Origin of the sequence: Leptolyngbya sp. FACHB-321, from assembly GCF_014695975.1 — a bacterium.
Classification (GTDB): Bacteria; Cyanobacteriota; Cyanobacteriia; order Leptolyngbyales; family Leptolyngbyaceae; genus Stenomitos.
In genome coordinates this window covers 615,914-641,388 of sequence record NZ_JACJPI010000058.1, presented here as the reverse complement: position 1 = coordinate 641,388, position 25,475 = coordinate 615,914, and the positions used below count along the sequence as shown (strand labels likewise).

24 protein-coding genes and 1 pseudogene are annotated in these 25,475 nt (G+C 49.8%); 14 read left to right on the top strand and 11 right to left on the bottom strand.

Annotation, left to right across the window (positions count from 1 at the left end; genetic code table 11):
• Window position 1 precedes the first annotated feature (1 nt).
• From H6F76_RS13565 to H6F76_RS13555, 3 genes are all read right to left on the bottom strand, one after another.
• The gene (locus H6F76_RS13565; RefSeq protein WP_190508863.1) at window positions 2–1,141 is read right to left on the bottom strand and encodes an EndoU domain-containing protein; all 1,140 of its coding nucleotides are present in this window, start codon (window positions 1,139–1,141) and stop codon (window positions 2–4) included.
• Between the two features lie 151 nt (window positions 1,142–1,292).
• Window positions 1,293–3,494, bottom strand: a complete 2,202-nt coding sequence (topA, locus tag H6F76_RS13560) for a type I DNA topoisomerase (protein WP_190508861.1) — start codon at window positions 3,492–3,494, stop codon at window positions 1,293–1,295.
• Window positions 3,495–3,796: 302 nt separating this feature from the next.
• A complete protein-coding gene (locus H6F76_RS13555; protein ID WP_190508859.1) occupies window positions 3,797–4,624 on the bottom strand; it encodes a tetratricopeptide repeat protein in 828 nt (275 codons plus the stop codon).
• Between the two features lie 415 nt (window positions 4,625–5,039).
• On the opposite strand from H6F76_RS13555, the gene H6F76_RS13550 reads away from it, so the two are divergent.
• The 3 genes from H6F76_RS13550 to H6F76_RS13540 all read left to right on the top strand — a co-directional run bounded on the left by H6F76_RS13550 (window position 5,040) and on the right by H6F76_RS13540 (window position 7,982).
• The gene (locus H6F76_RS13550) at window positions 5,040–6,005 is read left to right on the top strand and encodes an RnfABCDGE type electron transport complex subunit D (RefSeq protein ID WP_347276023.1); all 966 of its coding nucleotides are present in this window, start codon (window positions 5,040–5,042) and stop codon (window positions 6,003–6,005) included.
• A gap of 118 nt (window positions 6,006–6,123) precedes the next feature.
• The gene (locus H6F76_RS13545) at window positions 6,124–7,506 is read left to right on the top strand and encodes a DUF2330 domain-containing protein (RefSeq protein ID WP_190508855.1); all 1,383 of its coding nucleotides are present in this window, start codon (window positions 6,124–6,126) and stop codon (window positions 7,504–7,506) included.
• 113 nt (window positions 7,507–7,619) lie between these two features.
• Complete coding sequence (locus H6F76_RS13540) at window positions 7,620–7,982, top strand: hypothetical protein (protein WP_190452101.1); 363 nt, start codon at window positions 7,620–7,622, stop codon at window positions 7,980–7,982.
• Here H6F76_RS13540 and H6F76_RS31480 read toward each other — a convergent pair.
• A pseudogene (locus H6F76_RS31480) lies at window positions 7,977–8,123 on the bottom strand (putative toxin-antitoxin system toxin component, PIN family); the annotation flags it as partial. The gene H6F76_RS13540 and the pseudogene H6F76_RS31480 overlap by 6 nt on opposite strands.
• A 49-nt stretch (window positions 8,124–8,172) precedes the next feature.
• Window positions 8,173–8,994, bottom strand: coding sequence for an MOSC N-terminal beta barrel domain-containing protein (locus H6F76_RS13535; protein ID WP_190508854.1), 822 nt, complete (start codon window positions 8,992–8,994; stop codon window positions 8,173–8,175).
• A 194-nt stretch (window positions 8,995–9,188) separates the two neighbouring features.
• Here H6F76_RS13535 and H6F76_RS13530 point away from each other — a divergent pair, with 194 nt between their 5' ends.
• Entirely contained in the window at window positions 9,189–10,424 is a 1,236-nt protein-coding gene (locus H6F76_RS13530; RefSeq protein WP_190508852.1) for an LL-diaminopimelate aminotransferase, read from the top strand.
• A gap of 289 nt (window positions 10,425–10,713) precedes the next feature.
• On the opposite strand, the gene H6F76_RS13525 is transcribed toward H6F76_RS13530, so the two are convergent.
• Window positions 10,714–11,463, bottom strand: coding sequence for a LuxR C-terminal-related transcriptional regulator (locus H6F76_RS13525; protein WP_190508850.1), 750 nt, complete (start codon window positions 11,461–11,463; stop codon window positions 10,714–10,716).
• Window positions 11,464–11,562: 99 nt separating this feature from the next.
• On the opposite strand from H6F76_RS13525, the gene H6F76_RS13520 reads away from it, so the two are divergent.
• From H6F76_RS13520 to H6F76_RS13510, 3 genes are read left to right on the top strand one after another with little or no spacing between them, the layout of a single operon-like run.
• Window positions 11,563–12,228, top strand: coding sequence for a DJ-1/PfpI family protein (locus H6F76_RS13520; protein ID WP_190508847.1), 666 nt, complete (start codon window positions 11,563–11,565; stop codon window positions 12,226–12,228).
• A gap of 10 nt (window positions 12,229–12,238) precedes the next feature.
• Window positions 12,239–12,667: a DUF6220 domain-containing protein gene (locus H6F76_RS13515; protein ID WP_190508845.1), complete on the top strand. Its 429-nt coding sequence runs from the start codon at window positions 12,239–12,241 to the stop codon at window positions 12,665–12,667.
• Between the two features lie 9 nt (window positions 12,668–12,676).
• Window positions 12,677–13,012, top strand: a complete 336-nt coding sequence (locus H6F76_RS13510; RefSeq protein ID WP_190508844.1) for a hypothetical protein — start codon at window positions 12,677–12,679, stop codon at window positions 13,010–13,012.
• A 25-nt stretch (window positions 13,013–13,037) separates the two neighbouring features.
• On the opposite strand, the gene H6F76_RS31045 is transcribed toward H6F76_RS13510, so the two are convergent.
• Window positions 13,038–13,172, bottom strand: a complete 135-nt coding sequence (locus tag H6F76_RS31045; protein ID WP_277881221.1) for a hypothetical protein — start codon at window positions 13,170–13,172, stop codon at window positions 13,038–13,040.
• Between the two features lie 116 nt (window positions 13,173–13,288).
• Here H6F76_RS31045 and H6F76_RS13505 point away from each other — a divergent pair, with 116 nt between their 5' ends.
• Window positions 13,289–13,531, top strand: coding sequence for a hypothetical protein (locus H6F76_RS13505; RefSeq protein ID WP_190508842.1), 243 nt, complete (start codon window positions 13,289–13,291; stop codon window positions 13,529–13,531).
• A gap of 139 nt (window positions 13,532–13,670) precedes the next feature.
• On the opposite strand, the gene H6F76_RS13500 is transcribed toward H6F76_RS13505, so the two are convergent.
• Window positions 13,671–13,910 (bottom strand): DUF433 domain-containing protein, encoded by a 240-nt coding sequence (locus H6F76_RS13500; RefSeq protein WP_190508841.1) that lies wholly within the window; start codon window positions 13,908–13,910, stop codon window positions 13,671–13,673.
• 616 nt (window positions 13,911–14,526) lie between these two features.
• Between H6F76_RS13500 and H6F76_RS13495 the strand changes: the two genes are divergently transcribed.
• The 6 genes from H6F76_RS13495 to H6F76_RS13470 all read left to right on the top strand — a co-directional run bounded on the left by H6F76_RS13495 (window position 14,527) and on the right by H6F76_RS13470 (window position 21,857).
• Complete coding sequence (locus H6F76_RS13495) at window positions 14,527–15,378, top strand: STAS domain-containing protein (RefSeq protein WP_190452087.1); 852 nt, start codon at window positions 14,527–14,529, stop codon at window positions 15,376–15,378.
• Between the two features lie 16 nt (window positions 15,379–15,394).
• Window positions 15,395–15,808, top strand: a complete 414-nt coding sequence (locus H6F76_RS13490; protein WP_190508839.1) for an STAS domain-containing protein — start codon at window positions 15,395–15,397, stop codon at window positions 15,806–15,808.
• Window positions 15,795–16,193, top strand: coding sequence for an anti-sigma regulatory factor (locus tag H6F76_RS13485; RefSeq protein WP_190452083.1), 399 nt, complete (start codon window positions 15,795–15,797; stop codon window positions 16,191–16,193). Before H6F76_RS13490 ends, H6F76_RS13485 begins: the two co-directional genes overlap by 14 nt.
• A 113-nt stretch (window positions 16,194–16,306) precedes the next feature.
• The gene (locus tag H6F76_RS13480; RefSeq protein ID WP_190509037.1) at window positions 16,307–17,314 is read left to right on the top strand and encodes a SpoIIE family protein phosphatase; all 1,008 of its coding nucleotides are present in this window, start codon (window positions 16,307–16,309) and stop codon (window positions 17,312–17,314) included.
• The gene (locus H6F76_RS13475; protein WP_190508837.1) at window positions 17,311–19,443 is read left to right on the top strand and encodes an ATP-binding protein; all 2,133 of its coding nucleotides are present in this window, start codon (window positions 17,311–17,313) and stop codon (window positions 19,441–19,443) included. The genes H6F76_RS13480 and H6F76_RS13475 overlap by 4 nt, the downstream gene beginning before the upstream one ends.
• 11 nt (window positions 19,444–19,454) lie before the next feature.
• Window positions 19,455–21,857: a response regulator gene (locus H6F76_RS13470; protein ID WP_190508835.1), complete on the top strand. Its 2,403-nt coding sequence runs from the start codon at window positions 19,455–19,457 to the stop codon at window positions 21,855–21,857.
• 68 nt (window positions 21,858–21,925) lie between these two features.
• Here H6F76_RS13470 and H6F76_RS13465 read toward each other — a convergent pair whose 3' ends face one another.
• From H6F76_RS13465 to H6F76_RS13455, 3 genes are all read right to left on the bottom strand, one after another.
• Window positions 21,926–22,579, bottom strand: coding sequence for a class I SAM-dependent methyltransferase (locus H6F76_RS13465; RefSeq protein WP_190452078.1), 654 nt, complete (start codon window positions 22,577–22,579; stop codon window positions 21,926–21,928).
• Between the two features lie 309 nt (window positions 22,580–22,888).
• Window positions 22,889–23,308 (bottom strand): DUF2267 domain-containing protein, encoded by a 420-nt coding sequence (locus H6F76_RS13460; RefSeq protein WP_190452077.1) that lies wholly within the window; start codon window positions 23,306–23,308, stop codon window positions 22,889–22,891.
• Between the two features lie 352 nt (window positions 23,309–23,660).
• A complete protein-coding gene (locus H6F76_RS13455; RefSeq protein WP_190508833.1) occupies window positions 23,661–25,061 on the bottom strand; it encodes an FAD-dependent oxidoreductase in 1,401 nt (466 codons plus the stop codon).
• Between the last annotated feature and the right edge of the window lie 414 nt (window positions 25,062–25,475).

The following is a 25,475-nucleotide window of genomic DNA, read 5'->3' as shown; positions in this document are numbered from 1 at the left end:
GTTACCGGGTGGGTTGGTCGCACGAGCCATTGCGGTTAGTGTCGGGCGTAGCATCGGGATAAAACGTACGGATCGCACCTGCCTTTTTGACAAATACGGCTTGATGTGGCTTGGTGCCAGGTATTGCGATCGTCAGGAGACAACCCTTTGATTCTTTGGAGGTAGACTTAAACAACTTAAACCCGCGTGTTGCTTCCAGCAGCATTTCTTGGGCATTGAGCGTGTAGGGATAGCCTTTGATGGGATTGTCTGCAATCACCCGACCGTTTTGCACGATCGCCACACCAAACGTATAGATTTCACCATCTACTACTTCTTGCGTTGCCTTTCTACCATTGCCAGTACGAAGAATGCGTCCGGCGACACCGTTCTGCTGAAACTCCAGATACCGACCAACAAAATGTAGCCCGCCAATGCTCTTGCCGTCCTGCTCACCGCAGAAAATGTGCTTAAAGCCCTTTTGCTCAAACCAAATGGCAGTTAAATCATCTAAAAACTGGCTGTCGGAGCGACGCTTAGGCTTTAGCTCTCCGTCTGTTACCTGCTTGAGATCGCGCACCACATCCGGGTAAAACGTCATCAACTGACGGAACTTAACATTGCTAACGGGCGCATCAAACTTGCCTCCGCAGAGCGCCAGAATCTTTCGATCGAACTCCTCCAACTGGGGTGGTGGTGGCGAAATGTCCTTCTGAGCACCGCTTGGAAAATCGACTGAAACAGGATTATCTTCTGTATCAAAGAACGGCAGGAGCAATGAACCGGGTTGGCTCGTTGGGCTGGGAGTCGGTGACAAAGTTGGCGATGGCTTAGGCGATGGGTTCACCTCTCCAGATGCTTGAAAATCGCCGCAGGTCGCTTTTACCCAGCGTCGATCGGGTGTAGCCTGGGGCACCTCCAGCAAAACAAACTGACGCTGCGGGTTGTTAAACCCAACAACAGCGTACAAAACGCCGACGGTCAGCTTGATATTGCCAGGATTTTTACCGTTGATGGCTTGCGTTGCAGGGCAGGCTTGCGTTGCTGTAAAGGTTCCAGTAGGAGGTACTTGAGCCTGAGTTCTGTGAATCAAGAGGGCAGATGTAACACCTAACGATAAGCAGGCAACGCTGATCGTGACTGATTTAGAAAAGGGGGGCATAAATAACGACTCCTGATGGGATGCTTGCGGAACTTACAGCAAGTCGCTACAACAGGCAATAGCGTTACTCGGAAGTTTTTAATAAAAATCTACATTACAGCCACTTCTGATTGTATGAGTCAGACTTTTCACCCCTTCACCCTACCCCCTCCTACTTCACCAAATCCAGCTTCAGCGTGCCAAACTTCGGCGACCAAAACCCATCATGTCCTTTAAAGAAAGCAACCTCTTTACATTTTCCGCGTCGATTTTCCAGCAGTGAACAACGCAACATCATCTTCTCCTTCCCCTCTTTTGTGTAGCAGTAGCGCTCCAACAATGCCCCACAGACTGGACAAGGAACGTCGGTAAAGGCTTCTGGGTCAGGGATGCGTTGAGCATAGGGCATTTCATATCGTTTTCCCTCGGGATTCCAAAACATCACAGTGCCACAGCCTGCTCCACCACACTTGAGAAAATGGTTTGCCTTCAGCTTTTTCGATTTTGATGGAATCTTGCTCATTGCCTCGCCACACTTAGGACAAGCAGTTTTCGTGACCGTTGCCTGTGGTTTTAGCTGGTTTGCCTTGGGCAATTGCGTCGTGCCTTCTTTAGAGCCTTGCGCTCCATTCACATTCACCACCTGAGCGCTATTGGTTTTCAGCAATTGACCCGCTTTCTCCAAAGCAGGCACAAAATAGGTGCGATGCCAAGCAGTCAAATATCCCTGCCAGTCCTGCTTTCCGTGGGCGATCGTATCTAACGCAGCTTCCATCTGTGCCGTAAACTCTGGTTGAATCAACTCTGGTAGTAGTTTTTCTAACGCTCCATCTAGTCCCATTCCCAATGCAGTGGGCTGAAGTTTGCCTTTCTCAATCTGTACATACTCCCGTTCTTTCAACGTTTTGATGGTAGGTGCATAGGTGCTGGGTCGTCCAATGCCCTTGCGTTCCATCAACTGCACCAGCTTAGGTTCCGTGTAGCGAGGCGGCGGTTGAGTTTGTTTTTTGTCTGCGGCTGCCTGTTTTAGAGTCAGCGGTTGTCCCTGTTGCAATGCAGGCAATTGGCTATCGGCGCTCAGGTTGTTCCAGTAGCGGGTATAACCAGGGAACTCTACGACCTGTCCGTTCGCTTCCCACTGTACTGCACCGGATTTTGTCACAACGCGCGTTTTCCGTAAACGGGCAGAGCAACACTGGGAAGCAACCGCTCGATTCCAGATCAACTCATACAGCTTCGTCTCATCGGCACTTGCTTGCAGTTGCGCGGGCACCCGCTTCACATCTGTGGGACGAATCGCCTCATGCGCTTCCTGTGCCCCTTTCACCGCTCGATGCCGCGTCGTTTTACTGGGTACATTTGTTGGATCATGCGCTTCCAGGTATTGACGCACAGCAGCACAAAATGGCTCTGCTAAGGATACTGAGTCCGTTCGCATATAGGTAATGTGACCCGCTTCGTAGAGTGCTTGCGCCACTTTCATCGCTTTGTCAGGACTGAAACGCAATTTGGCACCTGCTGCCTGTTGCAAAGATGACGTGATGAACGGTGGTGGTGGTGCTTGCTGAGCGACTTTACCTTCAACGGTGACGACTTGATGAGGATTCGCACGGGCGATCGCCACTAAGCGATCAGCTTCCGCCTGACTGGTCACTCGATCCGATTCCTGAGCTTCCTTCCCTTCTGTAGCATCATCGGGCGCTTCGCTGGCTGCTGACTTAGAACCTGGCTTGGCATTCAGTTTGGCACGGTAGAACGCTTTAAACCCTTCCTGATACTCCACCCAAACGCTCCAGTAATCCTGGGGTTTGAATGCTTGAATTTCTTTTTCTCGCACACAGAGTAGATGCAGCGTGGCGCTTTGCACCCGTCCCATCGACTTGGCACCCAGGTTAAGTCGCCACACTATATGCTTGCTGCCCTTGTAACCCACCAGCTTATCAAGACAATCCCGTGCTCGTCCGGCGGCAATGAGTGACTGGTCAAGCGTTCGAGGATGGGCGATCGCGGCTTTCACAGCCTGGGACGTAATTTCGCTGTAGACCACTCGATGCGGGTTTTTGAGTTTCAATTCCTGTTGTAAGTGCCAACCGATGGTTTCGCCTTCGCGATCGGGGTCAGTAGCAATGTAGACCGCATCCGCTTGTTTCACAGCTTGGCGCAGGTCTGACAGTACCTTTTTGCCTTTCGCGCCTCGGGGTTCATAGCGACACTCAATGCGATCGCCGGATAGATCAAACCCTAGGGCATCCTCACCATCGTTTGCCAGCTCCCGCACATGACCCATGCTGGCTCTCACAATCCAACCAGCGCCCAAAATCTGACTTAATTTTTTTGACTTACCGGGACTTTCAATCAGCAGCAGGTTTGCCATGCATTCAGTTCTTGCTCAATGCCTTCATAGTACAGGCGATCTAAAGAAGAGGAAACTGTATGTATAGCAAAAGGATGCGGATGAAAGATGAGTAGAAGCTATTGCTCAAAGGAAGTTTCAGGGTTAGTGTCAGTCCTAACGTTCTCTTCGACTGCCATAGCCCACTTTGCTAATTTTTATCAAGCCAATAGGTTAGCCTCGCACTCAGCTCAAGCATCACAGAAGCAACTTACTACTGTAAAGTCCTTGATAGAGAACGAGGCTACTGTAGAGAGAAAGGCTGGTGGCTAGGTAACAGCCTTTTACGACACTGGCTTACTCAGTAGTGCCGAGAACCGTTCGTCTTGGCGCAAAAGGTCGAAATCGGAATTGGTTCGAGCGCTTTCACGATACTCGTTCGGGTCTAGTTCGAGTGCCTGCTGTAAGTTTTCAAACGCTAGATCGAAGTCGCCTTGCAAAGCATAGCAGCACGCTTTGTTGTAAAGAGAATAGGGGCTGTTGGGTTTGAGCGTCAAAGCCCTGTCATAGCTTTTAATGGCTGCTTCCAGAAAGCCCAGGTGATAAAGAGCGTTCCCGCGATTAGTCCAGGCTTCTTCAAAATCGGGTTTGAATTCCAGAGCCTTGTCGTAGCTAGCAACTACTTTGTCGATGCGATCGAGTCGGCGTAGCGCGAGTGCGCGATTGTACCAAGCCCAATAGTAGTCTGGCTTGAACTCAATCGCACGATCGTAACTGAGTACGGCTTCGTCGTAACGCTCCAGGTTACGAAGTGAAATACCTCGGTTGTACCAAGCCCAGTAGTAGTTTGGTCTGAACTTAATTGCCTGGTCGTAGCTAGTGATCGCGGCTTCGTACTGTTGTAAGTCGTCCAAGGCACTACCCCGGTTATTCCAGGCTTCCGGAAAACCTGGTTCATACTCAAGCGCTTGGTCATAGCTAGCAATCGCCGCTTCATAGCGTCCCAGATGATATAGGGCGTTCCCACGGTTGTACCAGGCATCGGGATAATCGGGCTGAAGCTGCAACGTGCGATCGTAGCTACTAACCGCCGCGCTAAAGTCCTTCTGCTTATTCAGATATAGCCCTTTCTGGAAAAGGAAGGCGGCTTCTACATCCTGAATATGGCTCATAAGTTCAGTGTCTCAATGGTTTCTTGTGCCTAATATGCCCAAAGAGGGTGGCAGAAAAACAGTTTAAACCCTCTACCTCATAAATTACTTAATGATTTACTTAAAGCTTTTGTAAACCGAGCCATTTGCAACAGGGGCAGAAAGGGGTTCTTTATGGTTCGTTGGCTTATACAGTCCGTTGGCATTGCCTTGAGAGCCGTAACAGTTTACCCAAGACAGAAGGCTTGACGTTGCTAACACAGGGCTGCTCTGACAGATTGCGTGCAGAGCGTAAGGTTTGGTCGGCGCTTTTGGTTCAGTAGTGGGGCTTGCTGGTTAGGTTTAGTGGTTACTCAATTTGTAACGATTCGAGGTTTTCATTTCAGTAAAGGCATAATAGCAGCCATCCAACATTCTTTATCAAAGGCTGCCGATGTTGTTATGGCATGATGCCCGCACGTATCAAATTCTTTTCCTGGCGCTCTTTTTGATGATTGGGCTGGGCACACGCGATTGGACGTTGCAGCCGGGCATGATTGCTGTGGCGATCGCAACCTGTGTGCTTACGCAATGGGTGATGGTAGCGGTCAGTGGTCAGGGGGTAAAAGGCAGGAGGCAGGAGGCAGAAGGCGGAGGGCAGGAGGTGGAGCAAGGAGGGGAAAGTAGGGGGTGGGGAAAATTCAAAGCTTTTAGCCTTTATCCTTTAGCCTTCAGCCTTCATCCCTCCTTCCTTTCCTCTCTCCCCAGTGCGCTTGTCACCTCGCTGGGACTGAGCATTCTCGTGCGCGCTGATCACTACAGCACGATGGTTTTGGCATGTGTGGCGGCGATCGGCAGCAAGTTTCTCATTCGGGTGCAAGGCAAACATATTTTTAATCCTGGCAACTTTGGCATTGTGGCAGCACTCATGCTGACACCAGATGCCTGGGTATCGCCAGGGCAGTGGGGTGAAGAAGGTTGGTATGCACTACTGTTTTTGAGCTGTGGTGGTTTGGTGCTCCGGCGAGTCGGACGCTGGGATACGACGGTAGCGTTTTTAGGTAGCTATGCCGTCCTTGAGGCAATACGCAATGTTTTGCTGGGCTGGACGTGGGATGTGTGGGCACATCGCTTAATGAGTGGCTCGTTGCTAATGTTTTCCCTTTTTATGATCACTGACCCGCGCACGATTCCCAATGCTCGGATCGGACGGTTACTTTGGGCAGTGGCGATCGCCCTTCTCACCTTTTTTCTCCGCAATTACCTGTTCCTTTCCACTGCTGTCTTCTGGGCACTCTTTGCATTGGCACCGTTAAGCATTCTGATTGATGCTGTTTTTCCAGGCGATCGCTTTGTCTGGAGCGATGGAGCAGGGGAAGCAAGGGAAGCAGAGGAGCGAGAAATGACGGCACTTGTCACTTAAAGCTTGTAAACCTGGGCAGCTATCAGTATCAACCATCAGCTAGTGCTTCGTACACAGAAGCTAGAACGCAGAACTCAAAACTCTCTTGACTCCTTTCCAACAACTCAAAACTACGATCATGAAACCCTTTCGTATTCTCATTACTTTGTTTCTCACCTGCCTTGTTTGCCTGGTAGTGGCTCCTGAAGCATGGGCATTTTGCGGCTTTTATGTAGCCAAAGCGGATACTAAGTTGTATAACCAGGCATCGCAGGTGGCGATCGCGCGTGCGGGTAAGCGTACTGTGCTGACGATGGCAAATGACTATCAGGGCGAGGTAAAAGATTTTGCGATCGTCGTGCCTGTCCCTGTGGTGCTGCGGAAGGATCAGATCAAGGTGGCTGACCCCAAAATTATTGAGCGGTTGGATGCCTTCAGCGCGCCACGGTTAGTAGAGTACTTTGACGAAGATCCGTGTGAGCAAGGTATGTACGATCGGGCAATGCCACCTCGCGCTGCAGCAGCACCAAGTGCGGCTCAAGAGTCGAACAGAGTACGCCAAGACTCACTGGGGGTCACTGTAGAAGCGCGCTACACCGTGGGCGAGTATGACATTTTGCTTTTAAGCGCAAAGGAATCGGATGGACTGCAAACCTGGCTGACCCAAAACGGCTACAAAATTCCGAGAGGCGCAAATCAACTGCTAAAGCCGTACATTCGGCAAAAGCTGAAGTTTTTTGTAGCGAAGGTCAATCTGAGTGAGTACGACAAAACGGGCTATCAATCGCTGCGTCCACTCCAAATTGCCTACGAGTCGCCACGCTTTATGTTGCCGATTCGGTTGGGGATGATCAATGCGAATGCAGCGCAGGATTTATTAATCTACGTGTTGTCTCCACAAGGGCAAACAGAAGTGACCAACTATCGCACGGTTAAAGTGCCATCTGAAACGGAGATTCCGGTGTTTGTCAAAAATGAGTTTAGCGATTTTTACAGGGCAATGTTTCAGACGGCATACGATCGCGAAGACCGCAAAGTTGCCTTTATGGAATATGCCTGGGATATGTCAAACTGTGACCCCTGTTCGGCAGAACCGTTGTCGCAAGCTGAACTAAAGCAGGCAGGTGTCTTTTGGCTTGACAATCCAGATAGCGATGCAATGCCCCAGTCATCAGGCGGATTCCGTCCAGGTCGCTTTCCCTCATCCAGCGTTTTCATTACTCGCCTGCACGTTCGCTACACCCGCGACAAATTCCCGGAGGATCTGGTCTTTCAAGAAACGGGCAACCGCAACCTTTTCCAGGGTCGCTATGTGTTACGTCATGCCTTTACAGGCGAGCCGAAATGTCAGGCAGCGTATCAGTATCGTCGATCGCTTCCCCGGCAGTTTGAACAACAGGCGCAAAATCTAGCGCGTCTGACTGGATGGAACATTCAAGACATTCGTAAAAAGCTGCCGCAGATACGGGCAGATGTGCGTCCCTTTTGGCAACAACTTCTGTCTAGCTTGATTGGCAAATAGTGTCGATCGTCCTGTCCCCTGTCGAAAGGCGCTGTTTTGTCTCTCTACAGGGGATGACGCGGCTATGAGTTGAAGGCAGAATAAGAGGGTTGCAATTCAGCGAACCGGCAGTTATGGATAGCTTGAACGATTTGTTTCAGAAAACCCTTTATTTTGGGGCAGGGTTAGTAGCGTATACGATCGAGAAAATCGAGCATCTGGATGAGAGCGTCTCAGCGCTACAGGTCGAAGTGCAGCAAACGGTAGATGAACTGATTGCACGAGGCGAACAGGTGATGACACAAACCCAGCAGTCGTCTGATGTGACTGATTGGCAGGTTGCACCCTTACGTCGCCGACTGGTAATGTTGCTCAACGGTAATGAAACGCTGGCAACACACTTGGTTGAACAAGCACAAGATACCTATCCTGATCGTTCCTTAATGTGGATTTACGAGAAAGTCATTCACGATTTAGAGCGCGATCGGGGCTTATAGATGCTGTCTCAAGAATTCATCGACTGTTATTACCGCCACAGTACGAAATGGATGCAGTACAAGCAAATCTCTGTCACCAGTGATGATCTACTGTGCTTGACCATTCAATGCCAATTCTAAAAGCTTGTCGTCTTTGCGATCGGACTTAAATAGTGGGAAGTATTTAAGTTTGGACTGTGTAACAGCACTTTTATTGTGATTCTAGCCAAATTGAATCGTTGCGGCGGATGGTGCCGTTCTGCAAAACTGAGGCACGGATACCGGCAATGACGTTGTTGTGTTGAGCGGTTGCGCGTAGGATATGCAGATCGTTTGGTAAACCGGATTGAGCCAGCGTGGTGACAACGCAGCGAGGACAGGCGGTATCGATGCTGAGACGTACTTCATTGCCGATCGCCAGTACACTACCAACCCAGGCATTTTCCACAAACGCTGCCTCATCCGCTACAGGTTTAATCAGAATGTTAGGTCGAAAGCGGCATGGCTCAAACTGTCCGTCTGGGTAAAGTGCCTGAAGTTTTGCCAAAGTTGCCGTCGTTAGGGCATGAACAAAGCAAGAATCAAAGAACGTATTAGGAGGCAGCACTAGTTCTGTGATTGTTTCCTGGTAAGCTGTTCCTTCCACGTTAGGCCAATACTGGTCTAGGCTAGCGGTTTTTGGTGCAGATGAGAGTAGCCGTACCTCGCGACCAAGCAGCCCAGAGAGAATGCTGTTAGTTTCGATCGCCTCACTGATTAGAGAACGACCATCCGGTAGGGATACGTTTACTGGAGGAATTGCTTCTCGCACGGGAGTTGTTGTGTACGCTGCCTGAAATTCGAGCAGCTTCGCCCACTTTTTGGGGTTCTTAGCGCTGGCAACCCTACCGCTTTGCACATCTAGCAGTGCGTAGGCGCGATCGCCCAATAGCCCCTGCTCAGTGATCTCTGAAGCCTCCAGTTCCTCTCCCAGCATTGATTTCACAGGATACCGCCAGAGCGTTTCTACTGAGCCAACCATCACCCCCATCATCACACCTTGCTTACAACTGGCTAACGCTAACAAGACTAGAGCGCTTTAGGAGTATCAGAAGGTACAGGGTTCATTCTTTCCCAGCCGATGAAGCAGATTGGGCTAGAGCCGTTTTACTACGTAGAAGCGTCTGAATTGCTTGAACTCTCTCCCCACTCTGCTTTACTGTTTTAAGGCGTTCATTGCGATCGAACATGGCAACCATCAACGACAACTATCTCAAACTTAAAGCGGGCTATCTGTTTCCCGAAATTGCGCGACGGGTGACAGCCTTTGCAGAGGCGAACCCAAACGCGAAGGTGATTCGACTGGGTATTGGCGATGTCACCGAACCACTGCCAGAAGCCTGTCGTACTGCCATGATTCAGGCGGTTGGAGAAATGGGCGATCGTGCCAACTTCAAAGGCTACGGTCCAGAGCAGGGCTATGCCTGGTTACGCGAAAAGATTGCAGCACACGATTTTCAGTCACGCGGCTGTGACATCGACGCAGCCGAGATCTTTATCTCCGATGGTTCCAAGTGCGACTGCGGCAACATTCTCGACATCTTCGGCAACAACAACAGCATTGCTGTGACTGATCCCGTTTATCCCGTGTATGTGGATACGAACGTGATGGCAGGGCATACGGGCGAGGCAAATGAGAAGGGTGAATACGGTGGTTTGGTGTATCTGCCAATTACTGCCGCAAACCATTTCACTGCTGAGATTCCGACACAGAAAGTAGATCTCATTTACCTTTGTTTCCCCAACAATCCGACAGGCGCGACTGCCAGCAAAGAGCATTTACAAGCGTGGGTGAACTATGCGCGATCGCATGGTTCCATCATCTTTTTTGATGCTGCCTACGAAGCTTTCATCACTGACCCAACGATTCCCCACTCTATTTATGAAATTGAAGGAGCACGGGAATGCGCGATCGAATTTCGATCGTTCTCCAAAAATGCAGGCTTCACAGGTACTCGTTGCGCGTTGACCGTTGTGCCCAAAGCACTCACTGCCAAAGCCGCCGATGGCTCGGATGTGGAACTGTGGAAACTCTGGAACCGTCGTCAATCCACCAAGTTCAACGGTGTATCCTACATCGTCCAACGTGGAGCCGAAGCCGTTTATACAGAAGCAGGACAGGCGCAAATCAAGTCGCTGGTCAACTTCTATATGGAGAACGCTGCCATTATCCGCGAACAACTGACTGCGGCAGGAATCACTGTCTATGGTGGCGTAAATGCGCCCTATGTTTGGCTGCAAACGCCCAATGGTCTTTCCAGTTGGGACTTTTTTGACAAGCTGCTGCACACTTGCAATGTAGTAGGCACGCCTGGTTCGGGCTTCGGCGCGGCGGGTGAAGGCTACTTCCGCCTTTCAGCATTCAACAGTCGTGAGAATGTGGAAGAGGCAATGAAGCGAATTACGACTGCGTTTAAGCAGTAAAACTGTTAAGCATCCATTGCTAATGGAAGGGCTGCAAATTGAAACAACCGTGGCAGCATTTATCGTACGTATTTAATTAAACGGCTTGCAGACGACATTGTTCTAAAGTCTGTAAGCCGTTTGTCATTAGTTGACAGCAAAATGTGGGAAGCAATCGATCGCGCTATTCTTTGGTATGCAGTTCTAGACCAGAGCTTATGCAGCGTTTAACACCTCTTACGTTGCTGAAGGAGTAGGTAAGCGATAACTGGGTACATCAAGTATGTTAGTGTCCTAAGCTTCCTAAAGTTCAAACTGTAGTTTTTGGCGCGAATGTAATCCCTGCTCCAAGTTGTGCAACCATTTCTGCACGAGATGAAACCTCAAGCTTACGGAACATTCGCTTCAAAGCTTGTTTGACAGAATTCTCAGTGATCCAAAGTTCCTTGCCAATTTCTGCATTTGTTCGCCCCAAACCAACTAATGCGGCAATTTGCAATTCACGAGACGTTAAACGTTGGCATAGCCCTTCTGAAAGAGAATCGCTTCTCAAGGTCTGGCGTTGTGACTTCCCTTCGTCTGGGCGAGCTTCGTCAATATAAACGGCTTGCGAACGCACTGTAGCAGCCCAAACAGACAAGTGCAAACAAATTCCACTTAAATCAGCCAGGTTTTGTGTATCAAAGGCAGGCATTGATTTTTCGCGCGTGCAGCCGACTGTACCAACTAATTGACCGTGGCTGACGATCGGTCCTGCCATCACATGCCAATGATCGGGACGAGGGCAAATCAGCGCCCACGCTTTGGGTGATGTTACTAAGCCTTCATGAACAGGCGTATGGCGCTCCGCTAAGTAACGTGCAACAGGATTATGTTCGATCGATAACGCAACTTGTAGGGCTTTTTGAAGTCTTTTATCAGCTACGATTTGGTCGAAAAAGAAGATTGCCGATCGCGTGGCTGCAAAATACTCGCCAAGCTTAGGTGCAATGTCTGTTCGCAGATCTTGTTCGTCTTTTAGCTGATTGATTTTTTCAAATAAAAGTTGCAATGAAAGCATCGTGGTGCCAAAAAGAGTACTCGATCGAGGACTAGGCGCGGTCAGTTGCCACTCCTAGTATAAGAACAGATTTAAGCGCCGTTGCAAAGGAGATGGATTATGACTGGCTCACAAAAGCACATTATTGGTATGGTCTTTTATCCCGGTATGACAGCACTAGATATGGTGGGACCACATCAAGTTTTTAGTGCGCTTCCTGGTGTTCAGATTTATCGCCTCTGGAAGACTTTAGACCCGATCAAAACCGATGATGGCATGGTGATTTTGCCGGATACCACCTTTGAAAATTGCCCACCTTTGGATGCTATCTGTGTTGGTGGCGGTTTAGGGCAGGCGGCAGTAGTAGATGATCCAGAAACACTTGATTTTTTCCGAAAACAAGGCAGCACAGCAAAGTTTATTACCTCTGTGTGTGGCGGGTCAGAGTTTCTGGCGAAAGCTGGGCTGCTACAAGGCTATCGAGCAGCAACTCACTGGACAGCACGAGAACAACTTGCAAAGCTGGGTGTTGAGGTTAGCATCGATCGCGTAGTCGTTGATCGCAATCGTATTACGGGTGGAGGTGTGACAGCAGGAATCGATTTTGGTTTGACGATCGCTAACATCCTGTGTGGCGAGGAGGTTGCCAAAATTATTCAGCTATTAATGGAGTACAATCCAGCCCCACCCTTTGATGTCGGTTCACCCGAAAAAGCGGGGGCTGAGTTGGTTGCTAAGGCAATGTTATTTGTGCAGGGAATATCAACTTTAGAACTAGCAAAATAAGTAAGCTGATATGACTACAAATTTGGAAACAAATCGCGATATTGCTACTACAAGCTGGATGAAACTTAGCTTTTACGCAATTTCCATCCTCTTTAACGTTTGCTTGATTGCTCAGGTGTTAACGGTTGGTGTTGCCTACTTCACTGATCCAACTTGGTGGCATATTCATGTATGGCTTGTGCGAGGGTACAGTGGGCTGGCGCTAATCTTGCTGGCAGGGTCGTTGGTTGCTCCATTCTCGGACAAAATTCGATCGCTCGCCGCCAGTCTACCCGTGCTGCTTGGACTCCAGTTTTGCAGCATTCATCTCAAGACCCCGCTTCACTTAGAGGTGCTTCATCCTCTAAGTGGCTTCACCTTATTCTATGTTTCTTCAAGTCTTGTACATCGTCTATCGCGTGAGGTGTTTAACAAGTCAGATGTTGTGACTAATGCTTAGGAGGAACTTGTGACTTCAACTCAACGAGACGTTCGCGTCACCATTATTTCTAGAATTTGGGCTTATGCAACGGCAATGTTCTTAATTTCTCTCTTGCTTAAGGGACAGGGACACGATCGAGCGGTACTCTTCTTGCCAGCAACAATTGTGTTCGGTGCGGTCACTAGCACGATCGTTGTTTTGAGAAAGTTGCGCGATCGCCAGCATGATGCTTCATTGCCCTCCGAAACGTTAGAGGCGCTTCAACACCGCCTTGAGAATTTAGAGGCGATCGCCACAAGTGACGCTAGTTATTGGGAGCATTCTCCAAAGCAACTTGAGCAAACAACTCTCGACCATCGTTGAATTGATTAGGGTGACAGCACGTTGGTCATGCGATTGCTGATGGGGCAAAAAACGACTCTTTGCCGATGCGACCAAGAGCGTTAACGATCGCCATCTCAACCGTCAAACTATTGGCAGAGTCCTTCTCGGCAACAGCTATAAGTTGGAGCGAAGGAACCAAGTGGTTGTCTTTCTACAGTTCCCTAGGCTTGAAGTTATGATGCCCCTGTAGGATCAAAGAGGCTTTGTAGCTCTCACAATGCTTTGGTTCCATCTCACCCCTGCTTACAGCACAGTATGCACTCTTCCCCTCAAGCCGACTCAAGCCGCCCTGGTCGTGGTTGCGTCCCTGCTACGGCTATCATCTGGGGCTGCTCGACAGGCATGTTAGCCATCAATCTGCTGCTCGCGACCAGTGCCCAGAGTGAGATAGCGATCGCGATCGCGATTGTGGCAGGGGCAGCAATGAGTACGATGACGGTCTGGCTGTCCACGCGCAATGCTGCTGTCCCACAGGTTGAGGCTAAGGACGAAAGCTAAGGAGATTTCTAGCAAACAAAATACCCGTAGGGGCAGGTTTGATATCAACGTGATTGGCGATTCGCAAAGCTTCTGCAAAACCTGCCCCCTACAAGCGGTACGTTCTTTCTCAGAAAGCTCCTAAGACCTTAGCTTGGCGCTAGCCCTCTGAGTGTTCAGCCGCGATCGCCGCATCAATTTCTTCAGTGTTCTGAGCATAGTAGGTGTGGACTGCTTTCAAATCGTCTCGGGTCAACTGTGGGTAGTCACTCAGTAAATTTGCATCAGAGCAACCCTGAGCGCGCAAGGCGATCAGTTGCCACACGGGAATTTGCGTCCGACCAATACAGGCGGCTCCGTTACAGATGCCAGGTGTTTTTCTAATTTTTGCCGTTGCCATGTCTCATCCCAAGGGTCTTACATTTCTTGTCAGTGCTTAATGAGGCTGAACGCTACTTCACGAGTAGCATCCACCTTGCTGCTATAGCGCCAGCTTCATTGCGCTAGTCATGTTTTAGCATTGCTTTGCTGTGAGGAATGGTTGCCAGAGGTAGCGGTATCCAGCATAAAGCTATGTAAATATTCTATCTAAAAACAGCTTGCACCCCGGTCGATCGACCTCAGACTGCTTCACTTTGTACTACTTCGAGAGCTAATTGTCAGTACAATCGACACTGCTGAAACTGCTGCACTGCAACGCTGTTAAAGCTAAGGGGAACTGTTGTACAGAACAACGCCTGTAAAGGTGTACTAGTGATGTTAGGCTAAACTTTGGACAGCTTGTTGCTCAAAAGGGCTGCTACAAAGGCAATTTGACCGAGTTTCAAAGGCTGGAAACCTGATGCTCTCATGGTCTTTCCGCTCCCTTTGGCAGAAGGGCAGGTCACCCTTCACCGAAATAAACGGCACATTGTCTCTACGATTGGCAGAGTTAAGGGTAAAGTTAAGCCTTCTGGGTGGGCTAGATAGTCATACACTAATTTTGCACCAATAAAAGGGGTTGCCCTGTGGAGACGATGAGCGGAAGCAAGATACCTGAGCTATTAGAAATCTATGAGACAGATCTGCTGACTGAGTGGCATCAGGAGTTAGTAGCGACTAACGCTCGGAAGAGTTTAATCAAAGACGCGGAGCTACAGGAAGAGTGTCGTGAGTTTCTTCGGTTGCTTCGCACTGCGGTTCAGCAGGGTAATTTGGCTAATCTCAAGGCACCAGAATGGCAAGAGGTTCGAGAGATGCTGACGAGCGTTTCGCGATCGCGATCGCACAAGGGCTTTACGCCATCTGAAACAGCTTCGTTTGTCTTTTCGTTCAAACAACCGCTGTTTAACCGCCTACAGCAGCATTTAAAGGATTCTGCTGAACTCAGCGACGCGATCTGGCAAGCCACAACCTTACTGGATCGGCTGGGTCTGCTGACGGTAGAAGCGTATCAGAAGGCGCGGGAGGAAGTGATTCTGCGGCAGCAGGAAGAGTTAATGGAACTGTCTACGCCAGTGGTCAAGCTGTGGGAAGGTATTTTGGCCCTGCCGATTATTGGCACTCTGGATAGCGCCCGCACTCAGGTTGTGATGGAGTCGTTATTGCAGAAGATTGTTGAAACCGGGTCAGAAGTTGCCATTATTGACATTACTGGTGTGCCGACGGTCGATACTCTGACGGCTCAACATCTTCTTAAGACAGTGACAGCGGCTCGTTTGATGGGAGCGGACTGTATTATCAGCGGCATTCGACCGCAAATTGCCCAAACGATCGTGTATCTCGGTATCGATTTAACGGGCGTGATTACGAAAGCAACGTTAGCCGATGCCCTGCTGATGGCGCTTAAGCGAGTGGGAGCAACCATCACTCGTTCGCAACCCAAATAGGTGAGAGGAGAAACGGATGGAGCGCATTCCCATACTGCAAATGGGTCATTTCTTGCTTGTCACCATTCAGGTCGATATGCATGATCAGCTTGCCATGACCTTACAGGATGACCTGACTAACCGCATTACTCAAACTTACGCTCAAGGTGTCTTGATTGATATTTCTGCGTTAGAAATCGTTGATTCTTTTATCGGCAGGATTTTAGGCAACATCGCCAAAATGGCACGGGTGCTGGGTTCCGAGACGGTTGTCGTCGGTATGCAGCCTGCTGTAGCCATTACGCTGGTAGAACTGGGGTTGTCGCTGACGGGCATTCGCACTGCGTTAAACGTAGAAAAGGGCATGACACTCTTGCGATCGTCGCTCGGTGACACCGTCAATCAGGTCACTGCTACTACAAGTGATGCAGAGGGCAATGGAGAAGCCTGAAACAATAAGCATCCAGTCGTCTGGGGATGTCGTTTTAGTGCGGCAAGCCGTGCGCCACTTTGCAGTAGCGATCGGCTTTGGCTTAGTAGACCAAACTAAAATTGTGACAGCCGCCAGTGAGTTAGCCCGCAACACCCTGGATTATGGCGGTGGCGGCACCATGATGCTGGAAAAGCTTCAGGCAGGAGGGCGGCAGGGGCTTAGGCTCACCTTTGAAGATCAAGGTCCGGGTATTGCTGATATTGAGATGGCATTAAAGGACGGCTTTACGACCGGTAAAGGGTTAGGGATGGGGTTAAGCGGTGCCAAACGACTCGCTAGCGAATTTGAGATCGAGTCCACTGTGGGGGAGGGCACGCGGATCACGATCGTACGCTGGAAGTGAAAGCGGGATGGAGATGCAGCGACAGAGGGATGAAGAGAGGAAGAGACTCGGTTTATGATCACAAGAGCAGTTTGAAGCCTTGAGTTTTCTGAGGAATGAGTGATGACCAAAGCATGAAAGAATCGATTGCCATTCCTATTACTGAATCTAGCCAGGCAGGGGAAGCACGACGGGTAGCGCTGGCGTTAGCGAGTCGCCTCGGTTTTAACGAAGGAGAGCGAGGTAAGGTGGGCATTGTTGTCACCGAGCTTGCTAACAATCTTGTGCAGCATGGTAATGGCGGTGCGGTGGTACTGCGTGCGATCGATCAATATGCCACTCTTGGCATTGAAATCCTAGCGCTAGATCAAGGACGGGGGATGCTTGATGTCGATGATTGCCTGAAAGATGGCTTCTCCACTGGCGGCACCGCAGGCAATGGGCTAGGTGCCATTCATCGCCTCTCTAGCTTCTTTGAAATCTACTCCCCGCCTGCAAAGGGAACCGCAATTTTGGCGCATCTTTGGTCAGACTCAAAATACCATCCACCTGAAAACACTCTAGAAGTCGGTGGTGTGTGCTTACCGAAGCTAGGAGAGACGGTTTCGGGCGATACCTGGAGCTGTCAAGGAGCAACTCATCGTTGCTTGCTGCTTGTGGTAGACGGACTTGGGCACGGACCCGCTGCTGCCAGCGCTGCCGCAGCAGCTTTGAGAGCTTTTCAAGAGCATCATCACCGATCGCCTCATGCCATCATCGAAGCCACCCACGCCGCCCTACGAAGCACTCGCGGTGCTGCCCTGGCGATCGCCGAAATTGACTTTGAACAGCAGTCGGTTCGCTTTGCTGGTGTAGGCAACATCGCGGCTAGCATTGCCTCTGGCACCGAACACCGCAATCTCATGTCGCACAACGGTACAGTTGGGCATGAGGTTCGCAAAATTCAAGAGTTTACCTATCCCTGGTCTACGAATGGACTTTTGATTATGCATTCTGACGGCTTAGGCACTCAGTGGAAGCTCGATCGCTACCCAGGCTTAAGCCTCAAACATCCCAGTCTGATTGCAGGCGTGCTGTACCGAGACTTTCATCGCGATCGCGATGATGTGACGGTGCTGGTAGCCAAAGGAAACGGCGTATGACAACCCTCTTCAAGCTTGTAGTGAATGTCGAGCAAGATGTAGTGCAGGCACGGCAGCGAACCCGCGAACTCGCTGAGCAGTTGGGGTTTGAGACTCAAGAGCAGGTGCGCTTGGCAACCGCTGTGTCAGAGCTTGCCCGTAATGCGTTTCAGTATGCGAAGGGCGGAACGGTTGAATATTACGTAGAGGGAGAGCCTCAAACGTTTCTAGTGCGAGTGCAAGATCAGGGTAAGGGCATTCCTCATCTAGCCGACGTTTTAGAAGGACGCTACACCTCATCAACAGGCATGGGAGTAGGTCTTGTTGGCACTCGTAGGCTGATGGACTTCTTTGAGATTGAATCGCTGCCAGAACAAGGAACCACGGTAGTAGTAGGTAAACCGTTGCCGAAACGGGCACCAACCTTGACTGCTTCACAGTTGCGGCAGCTTCAGGAAGCGGTGACAGCACGATCGCCCCAGAATCCGTATGAAGAAGTCCAGCGGCAAAACCAGGAACTGCTGCAAGCAATGGCAGACCTGCGGAAGCGAGAGGACGAACTAACGCAGCTCAATCAAGAATTAGAAGACACCAATCGCGGTGTCGTTGCCCTTTATGCTGAACTTGATGAGAAAGCAAGCTCCTTGCAGCAGGCAAACGAACTCAAAACCCGCTTTCTCTCAAACATGAGCCACGAGTTTCGCACACCGCTCAACTCAATTCTGTCGCTCTCTCGTATGCTGCTGGCTCGTATGGATGGCGATCTAACGGCAGAGCAAGAAAAGCAAGTCACCTTCATGCAAAAAGCAGCCAGTGGCTTGTCAGAATTGGTCAACGATCTGCTGGATCTCGCTAAAGTCGAGGCTGGCAAAATTGAGGTGCGTCCGAGTGCGTTTGAAGTCAGCGATTTGTTCGGCACCTTAAGAGGGATGTTGCGCCCCTTATTAGTGGAGGGTACTTCTGTGGCGCTCATCTTTGAGGAACCAGAGGGATTGCCAACGCTCTACAACGACGAGAGCAAAGTCGCTCAAATTCTCAGAAATTTTATCTCCAATGCGCTCAAATTTACGGAGCAGGGAGAGGTGCGAGTGACAGCCACGCACGCAGGGCATATGGTCGTCCTCTCGGTGTCGGATACAGGTATCGGCTTGACACCCGAAGATCAGGAACGCATTTTTGAGGATTTTGTCCAAATTGAGTCCCCGTTGCAAAAGCAGGTAAAAGGCACTGGGCTAGGCTTACCCTTAGCACGTAAGCTAGCAGAGCTACTGGGTGGCAGTCTTTCAGTGCACAGCCAGCCGGGACAAGGCTCCACTTTTGCAGTATCGCTGCCGATCGTCTACCCCCATGCCACTGAACTGCCCTCCCTGTTGCAACCGATCGCACCGTTGAAAGCAGCTCACCTGCCGATTCTTGCGGTTGAAGACCATACTGAAACGCTCTTTATCTATGAGAAGCACCTGCAAGAATCAAGATATCAACTGATTGCAGCCCGCACTCTGGCGGACGCTCGGAAAGCCTTGCAGCAACTGCGACCAGCAGCGATCATTCTGGATATCCTGCTCGACGGGCAGAATGGCTGGACGTTTCTGCGAGAACTGAAAAGCGATGAAGCGACTCGCAGCATCCCGATCTTAGTGATTACTGTGATTGATAACGAACAGCAGGCGCTGGCACTAGGAGCGGATGCCTTCTTAATTAAGCCTGTAGACCGATTGCCCTTGCTCAGCAAACTGAATAGGCTAGTTAGTCAGGGAAAAGCTCAAACGCTTTTGCTGGTTGATGATGACCCAGCCTATCGGTATGTGGTGAAGCAATTGTTGGCAGAGACTCCATTACAAATTTTAGAAGCTGTAAATGGACAAGAGGGCTTTGCCTTGGCAGAGACTGCACAGCCAACCGCTATCCTGCTTGACCTGGAGATGCCAGAAGTTAGCGGCTTTGATGTCCTCGATCGGCTCAAGCACAATCCCAACACTCAAGCGATTCCTGTCATTATCTACTCGTCTACACAACTGGATATAGAGGCGCAGAGCCGTCTAACTGCCCAAAGTATTGCTATTCTCTCCAAAGAAACGACTGCTCAAGCAGCGACACTGGCTCAACTTCGAGATGCCTTTGTTAAAGCTGGGCTTGTCTTGGAGCCTTGAGGGAAAGCGCTATGGCTGAGCCGCAGTTGACAGTCCTACATGTAGATGACAGTGAAGCTAATCGTTATGTGGTAGCACGGATTTTGCGAAACGGAGGCTTTACCGTTGTGGAAGCAGCAACTGGAGCCGCAGGTTTAGCTGCGATCGCTGCTCATCAGCCTGCCCTGGTGATTTTGGATGTGAAGCTACCCGACTTAAACGGGTTTGAAGTCTGTCGTCAGATTAAGTCCAACCCCGACTCTGAGTTTCTACCAGTGCTGCATCTCTCGGCTAGCTTTGTTCAAAGCCAGGATAAAGCCGAGGGCTTAGACAGCGGCGCTGATGCGTATCTTGTGCAGCCTGTTGAACCGATCGAACTGCTTGCTACGGTGCGATCGCTGCTACGCATTCGACGAGCAGAGGAAACAGCGCTAGCTTCAGCACGAGATTGGCAAACGACCTTTGATGCCATTAACGATGGGGTTTGTCTGGTAGACCCAGACGGCAAAGTTATACGCTGTAATCAGGCAATGAGCCAACTTTTTGGCAAACCCTTCAATGAAATTCTGGGGCGCGTTCATTATGAGTTGATGCGTGGGGTGTTAGGGCTGGGAGATGGCACCTGCTTTCAGCAGGCACAAGCAACGCACCAGCGTCAAGTTCTAGAACTTCAGGCTAAAGGACGGTGGTTTGCCAAAACGATGGATCCAGTGTTGGACGGACAGGGCACCTTTACGGGTGCCGTTTTCATCCTGGCGGACATTACCGCTCGTAAGCAAGCAGAAGCGGCTCTACAAGAGAGTGAAGCGTTAAAGCAACGCATTCTAGAAAGTAGTAAAGACTGCATTAAAGTTTTGACGTTAGATGGACGCATACTTTACTTAAACAAGGGTGCCCTACAGCTGCTAGAGGTTGATAATCCTACGTCCTTGCTAGGCGTTGAGTGGTTTAGTTTCTGGCAAGGCGAGGATAAGGACAAGGCAAAAGGAGCGATCGCCGCTGCCAAAGCCGGTAATAGCGGACAGTTTCAGGGCTTTTGCCCTACAGCAAAGGGCACACTCAAGTGGTGGGATGTCGTAGTGACTCCGGTTCAGGATGCCTTGGGACAGGTTACACAACTCCTGGTTGTTTCACGTGATATGACCAGGCAAAAGCAAGCAATCGCTGAACGCGAACAACTGCTGATACGTGAGCAAGAGGCTCGTGAACAAGCTGAGACCGCTAACCGGATCAAAGATGAGTTCCTAGCAGTGCTGTCGCATGAATTGCGATCGCCCCTCAATCCGATTCTGGGCTGGGCAAGAATTCTGCAAACGAGCCAGCAGGACGCGGTTAAAACCCAGTATGCGCTTGAGACCATCGAACGGAATGCCAGATTACAAGCGCAACTCATTGAAGATCTGCTTGATGTCTCGCGTATCCTTCAGGGCAAGCTGAGTTTGCATACAGATTCAGTCGGTCTGACGTTTACTATCAAAGCTGCCCTTGAAACCGTGCGGCTTGCGGCTGAGGCAAAGGCAATTCAGATTAAAACCGTCTTTGCACCCAACGTTGGGCAGGTCTTGGGTGACGCTAGTCGGCTGCAACAGGTTGTGTGGAATCTACTTACCAATGCCGTTAAATTTACCAAACAGGGTGGTCAAGTCGAAGTACGGTTAGAGGAAGTAAGGAGCGGGGAAGAGGACATAGGACAGGGAGAAATGCCTCACTCTTCACGCCCGACTTCCCATGCCCTAACTTACGCTCAGATCACTGTTAGCGACACAGGCAAGGGCATTTCCTCCGACTTCCTGCCCCATGTCTTTGAGTACTTCCGTCAGGCGGATAGCACCACGACTCGCAGCTTTGGCGGGTTAGGGTTGGGGCTAGCCATCGTGCGTTATCTGGTTGAATTGCATGGGGGCACCGTTCAAGCAGAGAGTCCGGGAGAAGAACAAGGAGCAACCTTTAGAGTCAGACTGCCAATTCTAGAAGCTTCTAGTTTGAATCAAGCTGATACGTTGCCTCATGAACACTCAAAGTTTAATCTCAATGGCTTAGAGGTGCTTTTTGTAGACGACGATCGAGATTCGCGAGAGTTGATTGCTTTTGTACTGCAACAGCATGGGGCAAATGTTACTGAGGTAGAGTCAGCGAGTGAAGCGTTGAACCATTTGAGCCACGCAACCTTTGATTTACTAATCAGTGATATCGGGATGCCTACTATGGATGGCTATGCCTTAGTGCGTCATATTAGAGCACGATCGCCTCAGCAGGGTGGACAGATTCCTGCTATTGCCCTCACTGCTTATGCGGGAGAGATTGATCAGCAGCAAGCGATCACGGCAGGCTTTCAGCAGCACCTTACCAAACCGATTGAGCCAGAGCTACTCATGCAGGCGATTTGGACTTTAATGCAAGCTAATGGCAAAGGCACCGCAGCGAAATTTGGATGAGCCAGAACTTTAGTGAAACTAGAGAATTGGTGAAACTAGACTATTGCCTTCGATCGCCCACTTTTGGCTTACGAATCTGGTTTGACTAGCCCGATCGCGATAAAGGTGTACTGCTGCCCATGCCAATCCACTGTCCTCTCCTTACAAGGGGCAATTTGTGAGTCGGATAAGAGCCTAAAGCCCTGTTGTTGGGCAAGGGCAATTGCTGCTTGCACCTCTACAAACGAGAAAATGCTCCAGGATAAGCCAAACGGTTTGATCGATGGATCTATCTGAATTTTTTCCTGCCAATAGTCAGTTGTGATGAACAGAAGCCCGTTGGACTTGAGGATGCGATAAGTTTCCTGAAAAAACTGCTTCAGGTCTACGCCGTGTTCAATGACGGAAATACTGACTGCACAATCAAATGTCTGATCTGAAAAGGGCGTAGCAGTCAGATCACCCTGGTAAAGCTGATAGGGGCGATCGCCAACTGGTTGATGAATGGTTAAATCAATACCATGCAGTTGTTGAAACCCTAGCGCTGCAAGAAACTCTAACGTGCAGTAATCTCCACAACCGAGATCAATGATGGGGCAGTGGCGATCGCTGTGATCTAAGCATTGAGCAAGTAACCACTGGTCCCAGTTTTTCTCTACCGTAAGGTGAGTTGGCAGACCTCGACTTTGGAGCGCTTGAGTTGCAAGCTCAACGTCTTGCAGAGTTTTCAGAACTTGAATCACAACAGCATTCCTATTAACTAGATTAGTGGTGCTTGATCGTAATAGGTTTTGAATTATTAATGATGGTAATTAGCGTTATACCAATTCCCTTTTAACGCGTTGCAAAGCAAGATCCCCCTGCCTGCGGCTTCTCCCTTCATAAGGCGAATTGAGGGGGATCAATTGGAGGAATCAACACTAAAGTAATTCATGTCAATTAGAGCACCTACACTGCGATTACTGAGATCGGTCAGCAGCATAAGATGACTAAATTTTTAGGGAATTACTCTTTGTTGATTCCTATGCAGAGGCTTGACAGCAGGTGCCAAATTAAGCTTCTTGCCACATTTCAGAGATTTTACCGGGCAGGTACTCAGCTACTTCCTGAACCCGTTCCTGCGATAGCTCGTCTTTTGTCGCTGAAAAGACTGCTTTGATAATCGTTTCTGCATCGGCTCCGGGCAAGTTACCTTCTTGTCTCAGGCGTACTAAAAAATTATCAGGGCTGATATGCAAGTTTGGGCGAATGTGGCTGAGGAAGCTCACTAATGGATTTGTGTCTTTCCAAAGGTCTTCCACTTTGTCAGGGGCTTTTTCATCCAGTTCATCGGCAACGCGATCGATCGCCTCATTGCTCATCACGTCTCGCATCGTTCGATAAACTACTTCTGTAGCGTTACGTGCTTCTTTCAAATCTTTTAAGTTGCCCTGCGTTCTAACTTTCTCTAGAAAATCTTGATACGTTTCCATGTAAAGCTCCAGTAAGTTGTAAATTCTTTGGCGCTCAAGCTGTTTGTAAAGCGACCTTTAGCATCTTAAGGTTGGCTGCTTGGAAAAATGTCGATCGCAAGACAGAAATCTCAAATAGACAGTGCAGAAAGTAGGTTGCGCCTCTGTTAGTTTCTTACAACCATTCACGACTAATAAGCTTTTCGTAGGATGGGTTAGCAATAGCGTAACCCATGCTGCTAAAGGATTTGATGCGTTACGGCTACTGCCTTTAGCGAAGCCATGCCGCAGGCTTTACACATCCTACGTTTAATTAGGGCGACCTAATTAGTCTCTTACGACCATTTACGACTGATGAGTAGATATCTACAGATCAAGCTTCCATTGACAAATTAGGATACAGATTTGGGCACAAGGGCATTTCACCTTCAATCAGGAGGCGTGCCAGACTGGGCAGAGCTTCACCATAAGTGGGATGGATATGTACCGATCGCTCTAGTAGTTGCCAGGTTGCACCCGCTTCCATAAGGGCTAACAACACATGCACTAGTTCCGCTGTTTCGTAGCCAACCAAGGTTGCACCTAAAATCTGATCGGTGTCGCGATCGATCACCAGGCGATAAAATCCCAAATCGTGCCCCCATTCAATGGCACGAGCAATATGAGCCATTGGTAAGGTGACCGCACGGGCATTGATGCCTTGCATTTGTGCTTGCTCCAGAGTCATGCCAACGCGCCCTACCTGCGGTTCGGTGTAGACAGCATAGCCGAGGACGCGATCGCTCCGTGTCCGTTGCTCTCCACACAAGATTGCTTTCAAGCGGCGATAATCCTCCCAGGAGACATGGGTAAAGGCAGGTTGCCCTGCCGCATCTCCAATTGCATAAACGCCCTCGCGGGTAGTCTGAAACTGGTCGTTGATTTTGATGAAGCCTTTGCCATCCAGCTCTACACCTGCGGCTGTGGCATTTAAGGCAGTCGTATTTGGTTTACGTCCGATTACCACCATTAAGGCTTCACCCTCAAGGGTTTCGCCATTGCTTAGGGTTAGCGTAAACACCTCGTTTGCATAGTGAACCTGTTCCACATCGACTTTAAAGTGCAGAAAAATTCCATCTTGGTGCAATGCTTCTGCTAAAGTATCGCTGACCTCAGGTTCTTCCTGCGCCAACACACGATCGCCCCTGATAATCAAATGGGTTTCACTGCCTAAGCGGGCCAATCCCTGTCCCAATTCCAGCCCAATGTAGCCCGCCCCAATGACCAGTAAACGCTTTGGCAGTTCTTTTAAGTCAAAGAAATTTCGATTAGTGAGATAAGGCGTTCCGGCTAAACCTGGAATCTCTGGAATCAGAGACGACGTTCCCGTATTAATTACCACCAGTGGTGCTTGCACTGTGACGGCTCCATCTGTAACAGCACCTTCTTCAGTGAGCGAAGCTTCGGCACAAACAACGTGAACCCCAGCACCCTCTAATTTTTGCTGAATTCCTTGATTAAAGCGATCGCGAATGCCTCTAACCCGCTCCATAACGGCTGGGAAATCAACCTGAACTTGAGTATGAATTCCCAGTTTGACAGCCTGACGGGCACGACCCGCCGCATGAGCAGCCGCTAAAAAGGCTTTGGAAGGCGTACACCCATAATTGATGCAACTTCCCCCTAAGGCATCCCGTTCAAACAACACAACCGTACGTCCAGCTTTCGCAAAATCGGCTGCCAGGGGAATGCCACCCTGCCCACTCCCAATCACAACTAAATCTGCGGTTTCCATCTCTGATACGCCTCCGCTTAAGTAACGGCAACCGTGCTCACCTCAATCTTCCAGTCAAAGACGACGCGAGGGGCAGCAAAAGTTTGTACAACAGCCACAGCGATCTCAACTCGCTGGTCTCAACTTTCTAGGTGCACAGTAGCACTTCTACTCTCTAGAAAGCAAAACAACCATGCTACTAATGGTTAGCGCTGCTCCAGGGTTGTATAGCAAAAGGATGAAGGATGAGGGATGAATCGAAGTCCTTGCTTAAAGGACGTTTCAAGGTTTAGGTCTGTCCTAACGTTCTCTTCGACTGCTATACCAATTCCCTTTGTCCACGCTACAAAGCAAGAACTCCCTGACTGTAGCTCTTCGTACATTGAAGTTAAATCGATGGAAGGGTACAGTATTTCCTTGCACTTCCGCGACTAA

What these genes read in the sequence shown, in the direction of transcription:
- H6F76_RS13565 (WP_190508863.1), bottom strand. Translation starts at nt 1,141, where the DNA reads ATGCCCCCCTTTTCTAAATCAGTCACGATCAGCGTTGCCTGCTTATCG.
- topA (WP_190508861.1), bottom strand. Translation starts at nt 3,494, where the DNA reads ATGGCAAACCTGCTGCTGATTGAAAGTCCCGGTAAGTCAAAAAAATTA.
- H6F76_RS13555 (WP_190508859.1), bottom strand. Translation starts at nt 4,624, where the DNA reads ATGAGCCATATTCAGGATGTAGAAGCCGCCTTCCTTTTCCAGAAAGGG.
- H6F76_RS13545 (WP_190508855.1), top strand. Translation starts at nt 6,124, where the DNA reads ATGAAACCCTTTCGTATTCTCATTACTTTGTTTCTCACCTGCCTTGTT.
- H6F76_RS13540 (WP_190452101.1), top strand. Translation starts at nt 7,620, where the DNA reads ATGGATAGCTTGAACGATTTGTTTCAGAAAACCCTTTATTTTGGGGCA.
- H6F76_RS13535 (WP_190508854.1), bottom strand. Translation starts at nt 8,994, where the DNA reads ATGATGGGGGTGATGGTTGGCTCAGTAGAAACGCTCTGGCGGTATCCT.
- H6F76_RS13530 (WP_190508852.1), top strand. Translation starts at nt 9,189, where the DNA reads ATGGCAACCATCAACGACAACTATCTCAAACTTAAAGCGGGCTATCTG.
- H6F76_RS13525 (WP_190508850.1), bottom strand. Translation starts at nt 11,463, where the DNA reads ATGCTTTCATTGCAACTTTTATTTGAAAAAATCAATCAGCTAAAAGAC.
- H6F76_RS13520 (WP_190508847.1), top strand. Translation starts at nt 11,563, where the DNA reads ATGACTGGCTCACAAAAGCACATTATTGGTATGGTCTTTTATCCCGGT.
- H6F76_RS13515 (WP_190508845.1), top strand. Translation starts at nt 12,239, where the DNA reads ATGACTACAAATTTGGAAACAAATCGCGATATTGCTACTACAAGCTGG.
- H6F76_RS13505 (WP_190508842.1), top strand. Translation starts at nt 13,289, where the DNA reads ATGCACTCTTCCCCTCAAGCCGACTCAAGCCGCCCTGGTCGTGGTTGC.
- H6F76_RS13500 (WP_190508841.1), bottom strand. Translation starts at nt 13,910, where the DNA reads ATGGCAACGGCAAAAATTAGAAAAACACCTGGCATCTGTAACGGAGCC.
- H6F76_RS13495 (WP_190452087.1), top strand. Translation starts at nt 14,527, where the DNA reads ATGAGCGGAAGCAAGATACCTGAGCTATTAGAAATCTATGAGACAGAT.
- H6F76_RS13490 (WP_190508839.1), top strand. Translation starts at nt 15,395, where the DNA reads ATGGAGCGCATTCCCATACTGCAAATGGGTCATTTCTTGCTTGTCACC.
- H6F76_RS13485 (WP_190452083.1), top strand. Translation starts at nt 15,795, where the DNA reads ATGGAGAAGCCTGAAACAATAAGCATCCAGTCGTCTGGGGATGTCGTT.
- H6F76_RS13480 (WP_190509037.1), top strand. Translation starts at nt 16,307, where the DNA reads ATGAAAGAATCGATTGCCATTCCTATTACTGAATCTAGCCAGGCAGGG.
- H6F76_RS13475 (WP_190508837.1), top strand. Translation starts at nt 17,311, where the DNA reads ATGACAACCCTCTTCAAGCTTGTAGTGAATGTCGAGCAAGATGTAGTG.
- H6F76_RS13470 (WP_190508835.1), top strand. Translation starts at nt 19,455, where the DNA reads ATGGCTGAGCCGCAGTTGACAGTCCTACATGTAGATGACAGTGAAGCT.
- H6F76_RS13460 (WP_190452077.1), bottom strand. Translation starts at nt 23,308, where the DNA reads ATGGAAACGTATCAAGATTTTCTAGAGAAAGTTAGAACGCAGGGCAAC.
- H6F76_RS13455 (WP_190508833.1), bottom strand. Translation starts at nt 25,061, where the DNA reads ATGGAAACCGCAGATTTAGTTGTGATTGGGAGTGGGCAGGGTGGCATT.